This is a genomic window from Kordia sp., from assembly GCF_045105435.1.
Lineage (GTDB): Bacteria > Bacteroidota > Bacteroidia > Flavobacteriales > Flavobacteriaceae > Kordia.
Genome location: NZ_JBGCDL010000299.1, coordinates 1 through 9,874, shown reverse-complemented (window position 1 = coordinate 9,874; position 9,874 = coordinate 1). Strand labels below are relative to the sequence as shown.

At 34.6% G+C, this 9,874-nt stretch carries 10 protein-coding genes; 1 reads left to right on the top strand and 9 read right to left on the bottom strand.

Going from position 1 to position 9,874, the window contains the following annotated elements:
• From AB8B65_RS15370 to AB8B65_RS15330, 9 genes are all read right to left on the bottom strand, one after another.
• Positions 1–999 (bottom strand): M16 family metallopeptidase (locus AB8B65_RS15370; RefSeq protein ID WP_405302152.1); only part of this gene is annotated, 999 nt, incomplete at its 3' end.
• Positions 1,000–1,231: 232 nt separating this feature from the next.
• Positions 1,232–1,492, bottom strand: a complete 261-nt coding sequence (locus AB8B65_RS15365; protein WP_405302151.1) for a hypothetical protein — start codon at positions 1,490–1,492, stop codon at positions 1,232–1,234.
• Positions 1,493–1,835: 343 nt separating this feature from the next.
• Positions 1,836–2,708 (bottom strand): succinate--CoA ligase subunit alpha, encoded by an 873-nt coding sequence (gene sucD / locus AB8B65_RS15360; protein ID WP_405302150.1) that lies wholly within the window; start codon positions 2,706–2,708, stop codon positions 1,836–1,838.
• Between the two features lie 103 nt (positions 2,709–2,811).
• Entirely contained in the window at positions 2,812–3,753 is a 942-nt protein-coding gene (locus AB8B65_RS15355) for a UDP-3-O-(3-hydroxymyristoyl)glucosamine N-acyltransferase (protein ID WP_405302149.1), read from the bottom strand.
• Positions 3,754–3,808: 55 nt separating this feature from the next.
• Positions 3,809–4,375, bottom strand: a complete 567-nt coding sequence (efp, locus tag AB8B65_RS15350; RefSeq protein WP_405302148.1) for an elongation factor P — start codon at positions 4,373–4,375, stop codon at positions 3,809–3,811.
• A gap of 15 nt (positions 4,376–4,390) precedes the next feature.
• The gene (gene lpxA / locus AB8B65_RS15345) at positions 4,391–5,176 is read right to left on the bottom strand and encodes an acyl-ACP--UDP-N-acetylglucosamine O-acyltransferase (RefSeq protein ID WP_405302146.1); all 786 of its coding nucleotides are present in this window, start codon (positions 5,174–5,176) and stop codon (positions 4,391–4,393) included.
• Positions 5,177–5,328: 152 nt separating this feature from the next.
• Positions 5,329–6,750, bottom strand: a complete 1,422-nt coding sequence (locus AB8B65_RS15340) for a bifunctional UDP-3-O-[3-hydroxymyristoyl] N-acetylglucosamine deacetylase/3-hydroxyacyl-ACP dehydratase (protein WP_405302145.1) — start codon at positions 6,748–6,750, stop codon at positions 5,329–5,331.
• Positions 6,743–7,771: a UDP-3-O-(3-hydroxymyristoyl)glucosamine N-acyltransferase gene (gene lpxD / locus AB8B65_RS15335; protein ID WP_405302143.1), complete on the bottom strand. Its 1,029-nt coding sequence runs from the start codon at positions 7,769–7,771 to the stop codon at positions 6,743–6,745. The genes AB8B65_RS15340 and lpxD overlap by 8 nt, the downstream gene beginning before the upstream one ends.
• 24 nt (positions 7,772–7,795) lie before the next feature.
• Positions 7,796–9,025: an HD domain-containing protein gene (locus tag AB8B65_RS15330; RefSeq protein WP_405302142.1), complete on the bottom strand. Its 1,230-nt coding sequence runs from the start codon at positions 9,023–9,025 to the stop codon at positions 7,796–7,798.
• Positions 9,026–9,166: 141 nt separating this feature from the next.
• On the opposite strand from AB8B65_RS15330, the gene AB8B65_RS15325 reads away from it, so the two are divergent.
• The coding region (locus AB8B65_RS15325) for a response regulator (protein WP_405302141.1) at positions 9,167–9,874 on the top strand (708 nt) is incomplete at its 3' end.

The window sequence follows — 9,874 nt, the reverse complement described above, 5'->3', positions numbered from 1 at the left end:
AGCAGTTGACCCAAATACTTCTGTTTCTATTGGCGCTGTAATTGGTTTTTCTTTTGGCAATGTAGGATGCGTAACTTCCTTTTTCTCCATTTTACCAAAAGTGTTGTTTATTTTTTGAATTGTTTCCTCAAAGTCAATATCTCCAACCAACACAATCGCCATATTATTTGGCACATAGTATTTATCAAAATAATTATTGATATCAACCAACGAAGGATTTTTTAAATGTTCGGAAATCCCAATAGTACGTTGCTGTCCGTAGGGATGATTTGGAAATAATCCTTCCATCATGGCAAAGAATCCTTTTCGGTAATCGCTGTCTTGAGAAATATTGAATTCTTCATAAACGGCTTCTAATTCTGTGTGAAACAAACGCAAAACCAATTTACTAAAACGTTCATTTTCTAAAGTTAACCATTTATCCAATTCATTTGAAGGAATTTTTCCTTTGTAAATTGTTTCTTCAAACCACGTATGTGCGTTAGAGCCTGTAGTACCTAATGAACTTGTCATTTTATCATATTCATTCGCAATGCTATAATTTGAAGCAACTAGCGAAACACTGTCAATTTCTCTAAATAATTTCTTCTTCTTCTCCGGATCGTTTTCAGCTCTGTGTGCTTCGTATAAAGCTGAAATTTTATCCAATTCTACTTTTTCTTTTTCCCAATTGAGCGTTCCTATTTCGTCTGTTCCTTTAAAGAGCATGTGTTCTAAATAGTGAGCCAATCCTGTAGATTCTTTCGGATCGTAGTTAGAACCTGCACGAACCGCAATGTAAGTTTGTATTTTGGGTTCGTCTGTGTTTTTGCTTAAATATACTTTGAGTCCATTTTCTAAAGTATACAATCGCAATCCTGTTGGATCGTTTGATACCGCTGCATACGAAAAACCATTTGCATCTTTTTGTTGCGTGGTTTCAACAGCAGTATTCGTTTTTTTACAACTGAAAATCGCAAATAAACATCCGATTAACAGCAGTTGATTGATTTTTTTCATGCTATTTTTTTGATTAGTTATACTACAGAAACGCATTTTTTATGATATGCGTATGACAATATATTACATTTTTGAATATTTTGGTTTCATTGCCAACTGATCGATTGAGAATATTTTATTTTTTGAATATTCTGTAAGAAATGGTATTAAAAAAACAAACAAACGTATTACTAATCCATAAAAAAAGTGAACCGAAGTTCACTTTTTACCTTTTTTCATGATTGGTTTTTAATTAGCAAATTCCTGCTCCTGGGCATGAAATTGTTTCTTGGTTACAAGCAAGGTTACATGTAACTGTTCCGCCACCTGTTCCGCCACAACCTGGATCGTTTGTACAATCGTGTGTTGGACATGCTGAATCGTGTGTTGGACAGCAAATACCTAATGGCTCACAAGATTCTGTTCTAAACCCTCCAACTACTGAGTTTTGTGCTCCTAGATTAGAGATAGACTTCTTGTTAAGTGCTAAACTTGTTAAATTTCTTTTTTTCATGGTTAATAAATTTTGAGTTAATTTTCAATGATGAAGCTACAAATCAAACTTCAAGCAAAAAAGAAAAGATACTTCAGATTTATAAATTATAAGCACAAATAAAGACTGCAAAATACTTAAAATCAAAATTTTATACTCAATATGTTAATTACGAAATTCAGATCAAAATATGATGCAACATCTATACTTTGACGTGAGTTTTCATGTTAAAAACGATTCATTTCAGATAATCCAAAATAGTTTCATTAATCAAGAAAATTATTTTTTTGAATATGTCGTATAATTAAAAAGCGCATTATCAAATTACTGATAATGCGCTTTTACATATTTTAATAAGTGATGCTTATGCCATCACTTCTGCTACTTTCTTTCCAATTTCTGCTGGAGAATCTACTACGTGAATTCCACATTCGCGCATGATTGCTTTTTTAGCTTCTGCTGTATCATCAGCTCCACCAACAATTGCTCCTGCATGTCCCATTGTACGTCCTGCAGGTGCTGTTTCTCCTGCAATAAAACCAACAACTGGCTTTTTGCTTCCGCTTGTTTGGTACCATTTAGCTGCATCTGCTTCTAATTGTCCACCAATTTCACCAATCATCACTACACATTCCGTTTCTGGGTCGTTAATTAATAACTCAACCGCTTCTTTTGTTGTTGTTCCAATAATTGGATCTCCACCAATTCCGATTGCAGTTGTAATTCCTAAACCTTGTTTTACTACTTGATCAGCAGCTTCATACGTTAATGTTCCTGATTTAGAAACGATTCCAACTTTACCTTCTTTAAAAACAAATCCTGGCATGATTCCAACTTTTGCTTCTCCTGGCGTAATCACACCTGGACAGTTAGGACCTACTAAACGACAGTCTTTATTTTCAATGTATGCGGCAACTTTTGTCATATCTCCTACTGGAATTCCTTCCGTAATAGTGATAATCACTTTAATTCCTGCATTGGCAGCTTCCATAATTGCATCGGCAGCAAATGCTGGCGGTACAAAGATGATTGTTGTATCGGCTCCTACTTTTTCTACAGCTTCTGAAACTGTATTAAAAACGGGTTTGTCTAAGTGAGTTTGTCCACCTTTTCCTGGAGTTACACCACCAACAACGTTAGTTCCGTACTCAATCATTTGACCTGCATGAAATGTTCCTTCACTTCCTGTAAATCCTTGAACAATTATTTTTGAATCTTTGTTTACTAAAACGCTCATTTGATATTTGTTTTTTGGCTGAACAAAAATAGTTTTTTCTACAGTATTTGTAAAGCATTTTTTAGAGTTTTCTCAATAAATACTTTTTATACCCAAAAACTACCTATTCATTTAAGTTTTCTATTTTCTTTATCAACTCTGGAATTTGACGAATTGACGCAATTTCTTTGTATTTTTTTCTAAAATCATCCGCAGGAGTTCCAAAGTAGCTTTTTCCGCCTTCTAAGCTTTTGCTTACGCCAGATTGTGCCGAAATAACTGCCTTTGCTCCTATTGTGATTCCACTTGTAATTCCTACTTGTCCCCAAATAGTTACTTCATCTTCTATGACAACACAACCAGCAATTCCCGTTTGTGATGCAATGAGACATTTTTTTCCAATGACAGTATCATGTCCAACATGCACTTGATTGTCTATTTTGGTTCCTGCTTTAATCGTTGTATCGCCCGTAACACCTTTGTCAATGGTACATAATGAACCTAAATCTACGTTGTCTTCTAAAATAACCCTTCCGCCAGAGCGTAATTTATCAAAACCTTCTGGGCGTTTTTTATAATAGAAAGCATCTGCTCCTAAAACCGTTCCTGAATGAATGGTTACATTGTTTCCAATTACGGCATTGTCATAAATAGCCACATTTGCATGAATGATACAATCATCACCAATTGTTACATTGTTTCCAATGAAACAGTTTGGCTGAATTACCGTGCGCGCTCCAATGATTGCAGATGGCGAAATTGCCGCAGCTGCACTTACAAAAGGTCTAAAATGATTGGTAAGTGTGTTGAAATCTCTAAAAGGATCATCAGAAATTAATAATGCTTTCCCTTCCGGACATTCAACTTCTTTGTTGATTAATACGATTGTTGCTTTCGATTCTAATGCTTTGTCATAATATTTTGGATGATCAACAAAGACAATATCTCCTGCTTCTACTACATGAATTTCGTTCATTCCATGCACGGGAAAGGAATTATCACCAACATATTTTGTATTGATGATTTCTGCTATTTCTTTGAGCGTATATGTTTTAGGAAATTTCATATTGTAATTAAATCAAAAAAAAGCGCAATAATAATAATTGCGCTTTTTAGTTTATTTATCCTTTTACACGTTCCATGTAAGAACCTTTTGCTGTTTCAATTTTGATTTTGTCACCTTCATTAATAAATAAAGGAACATTTACTCTTGCGCCAGTTTCAACCGTTGCAGGTTTTGTAGCATTTGTAGCTGTGTTTCCTTTAACACCTGGTTCCGTGTGTGTTACTTCTAAAACAACACTTGCTGGCATGTCAACTGATAATGGCGAATTGTCTTCAGAGTTGATTAGAATTTTTACGTTTTCTCCTTCTTTTAATAAATCAGGAGCATCTAAAGTCGTTTTTTCTAATGTTATTTGATTGTAATCAACTGTATTCATAAAGTGAAACGTTTCTCCATCACTGTATAAGTATTGAAATGTGTGTGTTTCTACACGAACATCTTCAATTTTGTGTCCTGCCGAAAATGTGTTATCAATTACTTTTCCTGTGGTAACACTTTTTAGTTTTGTACGCACAAAAGCAGGTCCTTTACCTGGTTTTACGTGTAAAAATTCAATAACTTTAAATATATCGTGATTGTAACGAATGCACAATCCATTTCTAATGTCTGATGTTGATGCCATTGTAATTATTTTAGTTTAGTTTGAAGCAATATACCCTTTCATGATTCCTCTATGTGAATTTTTGATGAATTGTAATATTTCATCACGTTCCGTAGTGGCTTCCATTTCAGCTTCTATGATTTCCGCAGCTTGCGTATTGTTATAATTTTTTTGATAGAGAATTCTAAAGATATTTTGAATCTCGCGTATTTTTTCTGTTGAAAAGCCTCTTCTACGAAGTCCAACCGAATTGATTCCTACATACGATAATGGTTCACGTGCAGCTTTTACATACGGTGGCACATCTTTTCGTACCAACGAACCGCCCGTTACAAACGCGTGGTTTCCGATGGAACAGAATTGGTGTACAGCCGTCATTCCTGCTAGGATTACATGATCGCCTACAGTTATATGTCCTGCCAAAGTGCTATTGTTTGAAAAAATACAATTATCGCCCACAATACAATCGTGCGCAATGTGGCAATATGCCATGATTAGGCAATTTTTACCAATTTTTGTTTTCATACGATCGGTGGTTCCTTTGTTAATTGTAACACATTCTCGTATGGTAGTATTATCACCTATTTCAGCAATTGTATCTTCTCCTTGGTATTTTAAATCTTGTGGAGGCGCTGAAATTACTGAACCTGGAAAGATGTTACAGTTTTTCCCAATTCGCGCTCCTTCCATAATGGTTACGTTTGAACCGATCCAAGTTCCTTCTCCAATAATTACATTGTTATGAATGGTTGTAAAAGGTTCTACAACGACATTTTTTGCAATTTTGGCTCCTGGATGAACATAAGCTAAAGGTTGATTCATCTACTACTTTTTAATTATTTGTATGATTTGACTCGATAATCGAGTTTTGATACGCTGACACTTGCGTCAGTATACTTTCATTATTTTTTACAGCTCAAAATTTCTTTTAAGTATAATTTAGTTGTGCCAAAATACACTTTTTTTTGGAAGTGTTATTTTTTTACGATGTCTTCTTCTTTTTTACGTGCAATTTGTGCCATTAATTCTGCTTCGGCAACTAACCTACCGTTTGCATACGCGTACGCTTGCATGTGGCAAATTCCTCTACGAATTGGCGTTATTAAATCGGCTTTGAATATTAAAGTATCTCCCGGAACTACTTTTTGTTTGAACTTTACTTTATCAATTTTCATAAAGAAAGTCAAATAGTTTTCCGGATCAGGAACTGTACTAAGTACTAGAATTCCTCCTGTTTGTGCCATTGCTTCTACTTGTAATACGCCTGGCATTACTGGCGCTCCTGGAAAATGTCCTACGAAAAACGGTTCGTTCATCGTTACATTTTTTACACCAACCACATGACTGTTAGATAATTCTAATATTTTATCGATTAGTAAAAATGGTGGTCTGTGCGGCAACATCGTCATGATTTGATTGATGTCCATTAAAGGCGTTTGATGCAAATCATACGTTGGTACTTTGTTGCGCTTTTCTATTTTTATGATTTTGGACAGTTTTTTTGCAAACTGTGTGTTTACAAAGTGTCCCGGTTTGTTGGCAATTACTTTCCCGCGAATGCGAGTTCCTACCAAAGCTAAATCGCCAATTACATCTAGTAATTTGTGACGTGCAGCTTCGTTTGGATGATGCAATGTAAGATTGTCAAGAATTCCATTTGGTTTTACCGCAATGTCATCTTTACCAAAAGCTACTCTTAGCTTATCCATCGTTTCTGGAGATAATTCTTTATCTACATATACGATAGCGTTGTTTAAATCGCCTCCTTTAATAAGTCCATGTTCTAATAACATTTCTAATTCATGCAAAAAACTGAATGTTCTTGAGCTTGCAATGTCTTTTTTGAAGTCAGAGATATGTTTTAAGGTAGCATTTTGTGTTCCTAATACTTTCGTGCCAAAGTCTACCATTGTAGTTACTTGGTATTCATCAGAAGGAATGATGGTGATTTCGCTTCCCGTTTCGTCATCGATATATGAAATTACATCTTTTACAATGTATTCCTCTCTTGGTTTGTCTTGCGAAACAATTCCGGCTTCTTCTAACGCTTCTAGGAAAAATTTTGCAGAACCATCCATTATTGGCGGCTCTGAAGCATCTAACTCAATGCTTACGTTGTCAATTTCTAAACCAACTAAAGCAGCTAATACATGCTCGCAGGTTTGAATTTTAACACCTCTTTTTTCTAAAACCGTTCCACGTTGTGTGTTTACCACATAGTTTGCATCCGCTTCAATGATTGGACTTCCTTCAAGATCCACTCTCACGAAAGTGTAACCATGATTTTCTGGCGCAGGTTTAAAAGTTAGTGTAACTTCTTTTCCTGTATGTAATCCGACGCCTTTTAAAGAAACTTCTTTGGCGATGGTCGTTTGTTTAACAATAATTTCACTCATTGTTGTTTATTTTTTTTTCTAGTTGATTGATTGTTTTTGCGAGTTCTGGCAAGTTTTTAAAGTATACATATGATTTGTTGTAATCTCCATAGTTTAATGCTGGCGAACCTTGTAATGTTTCTCCATCTTTTACATTTCTACCTATTCCTGATTGTGCTTGTATGCGAACATTGTCGCCAATAGTTATATGTCCAACAATTCCAACTTGTCCACCAATCATGCAGTTTTTACCTATTTTGGTAGAACCTGCAATTCCTGTTTGTGCAGCAATGACTGTGTTTTCTCCAATTTCCACATTGTGTGCAATTTGAATTTGATTGTCGAGTTTTACTCCTTTTTTGATCACTGTTGAACCTAAAGTAGCTCTATCAATGGTAGTTCCTGCACCAATATCTACATTGGCTTCAAGAATTACATTTCCTGTTTGTGGTACTTTTTGGAATTCTCCTTTTTCATTCGGTGCAAAGCCAAAACCATCTGCACCAACAATGGCGCCACTGTGAATTACACAATTGTCTCCAATTACGGATTCTGAATAGATTTTTGCTCCTGCAAAGATGATTACATTGTCTCCAATAGTCACGTTATCACCAATGTATGCATTTGGATATACTTTTACGTAGTCACCAATTTTTACATTATCGCCCATGTATGAGAACGCTCCAAAGTATAAATCTTCTCCGTACGTAGCAGAGTCTGATATAAATGTTGGTTGTTCTATACCGACTTTATTCAGCTTTACTTTATTGTAATATTCTAAGAGTTTGGAGAATGATTTGTATGCGTCTTCTACCTTGATAAGCGTAGTAAACACGTCTTCTTCTGGCGTAAAATCTTTATTTACGATAGTTATGGATGCACGCGTACTATATATGTACTGTGTGTATTTTGGATTAGCTAAGAAAGTTAATGAACCTTCTGTACCTTCTTCGATTTTAGAAAGTTTGGATACTTCAGTGTTTGGATCACCTACGATATCTCCTTCTAAAATACCTGCTATTTGTGTCGCTGTAAACTTCATTCCCGCAAAAGTATAAAAAAAGTACTAAAGTTTGTCTTTTGGGTAACATATATAATATTTTGTCACCAGTTTTGAAAGTGCTTTTAGGTTTAATTGGTCAGAAGCCTTGACAACATCTTGTACTTTTCCTGTTTTTAGTAAGATATTTATGTTTTGACTTTTAGTGTTGTATGCTTGATTAGAAATTTCGCCCGAAAACACAAAATACGCCGCTTCTGCTTTGGTAATTTTATATTGATTCATTAAAATTTGTGTCTCACTTTGTAGTTTTTTATCTGAAATTTTTTTCTTTTTGATTTTTATCTGAAGTAAATCGCGATTGATAATCATTTTACAAAGGTTGGATAAAACAAAATCATCTTCTTCCATCCATTCTTTCATGGCAGAAACTACATCGTAATCGTCCAATTTAGCAAATCGATCTAATACTTCATAATTGAAATCTTCTATTGATATTTCATTCTGAATGAAAAAAGACAACGCTGCACTTGCCTGTAAATTAGCACCTTTTAACGTTAATTCTTTTGCTCTTTTTAAGACACGAATGAGCAATTGTTCCGCAACTAAGCTCGTTTTATGTAAATATACTTGCCAATACATTAAACGCCTGGCTACCAGAAACTTTTCAACCGAATAGATTCCTTTTTCTTCAATGACTAATTCGTCATCAACGACACTTAACATTGTAATAATTCGTTCAGAATTAATATTTCCTTCGGCAACTCCTGTGTAGAAACTATCGCGCTTTAAATAATCGGCTCTGTCCATATCAATTTGACCAGAAATTAACTGATACATGAATTTTCGTGGATAGTTTCCTTTAAATATTTCGATGGCAAGCGTTAAATTTCCGTTAAATTCTTCGTTTAATTGTTCCATCAATAGCAACGAAATTTCTTCATGATGCACACTATTTACAATACTGTGTTCCATGGCATGCGAAAAAGGTCCGTGACCAATATCGTGTAATAAGATGGCAATTAATAGCGCTTGTTTTTCATCTTCCGAAATGACAACACCTTTAAAACAAAGCACTTGAATTGCTTTTTGCATTAAGTGCATACAACCCAACGCATGATGGAAACGTGTATGATGCGCACCAGGATATACCAAGTATGACATTCCCATTTGTGAAATTCTGCGTAAGCGCTGAAAATACTTATGTTCAATCAAATCGAAAATGAGCGGATTAGGAATTGTAATAAATCCGTAAATTGGGTCGTTTAAGATTTTAAGCTTATTTCTAGTATTCAATGTGTAGTTTTTTATACTTTTTTTTAGAATAAGCACAAATATAAGTACTATGAACTCATTTAAGCTTTTATTATTTGCTAAAAGTTTAAATGAGTTCAACAAGATACCTTACTAACAATTTACAAATAAAGACATACATACATGAGTGCATTCAAGATTCTTTGGGTTGATGATGAAATTGATTTATTAAAGCCACATATCCTCTTTTTAGAGAAAAAAAATTACGACGTAACTACTTGTACAAGTGGTACAGAAGCTATTGAACTTATTGATGAGGATAATTTTGATATTGTTTTGTTGGATGAAAATATGCCTGGTTTAACAGGAATTGAGACACTTTCCGAATTGAAAGCAAAAAAGAACAATCTTCCTGTGGTGATGATTACCAAGAGTGAAGAAGAATATATTATGGAAGAAGCCATTGGTTCTAAAATTGCGGATTATTTGATAAAACCTGTGAATCCGAATCAGATTTTATTGAGTTTGAAGAAGAATTTAGATCATTCACGCTTGATTTCTGAGAAAACGACTTCTAATTATCAGCAAGAGTTTCGAAAGATTGCCATGGAAATGTCTATGGTGAATTCGATTGAAGGATGGATTGAGTTGTATCAAAAATTAATTTATTGGGAATTACAGCTTGAAGATATTGAAGATACAGGCATGTTTGAAATTTTAGAATCTCAAAAACATGAAGCCAATGTACAGTTTGGAAAGTTTATTGATAAAAATTACCCTGATTGGTTTGGCAATGAAGATGCGCCAATAATGTCGCACACGCTGTTTAGAGAACTGGTAGTTCCTGAAATTAGCAAAGCACAGCCAACATTGTTAGTTGTGGTTGATAAT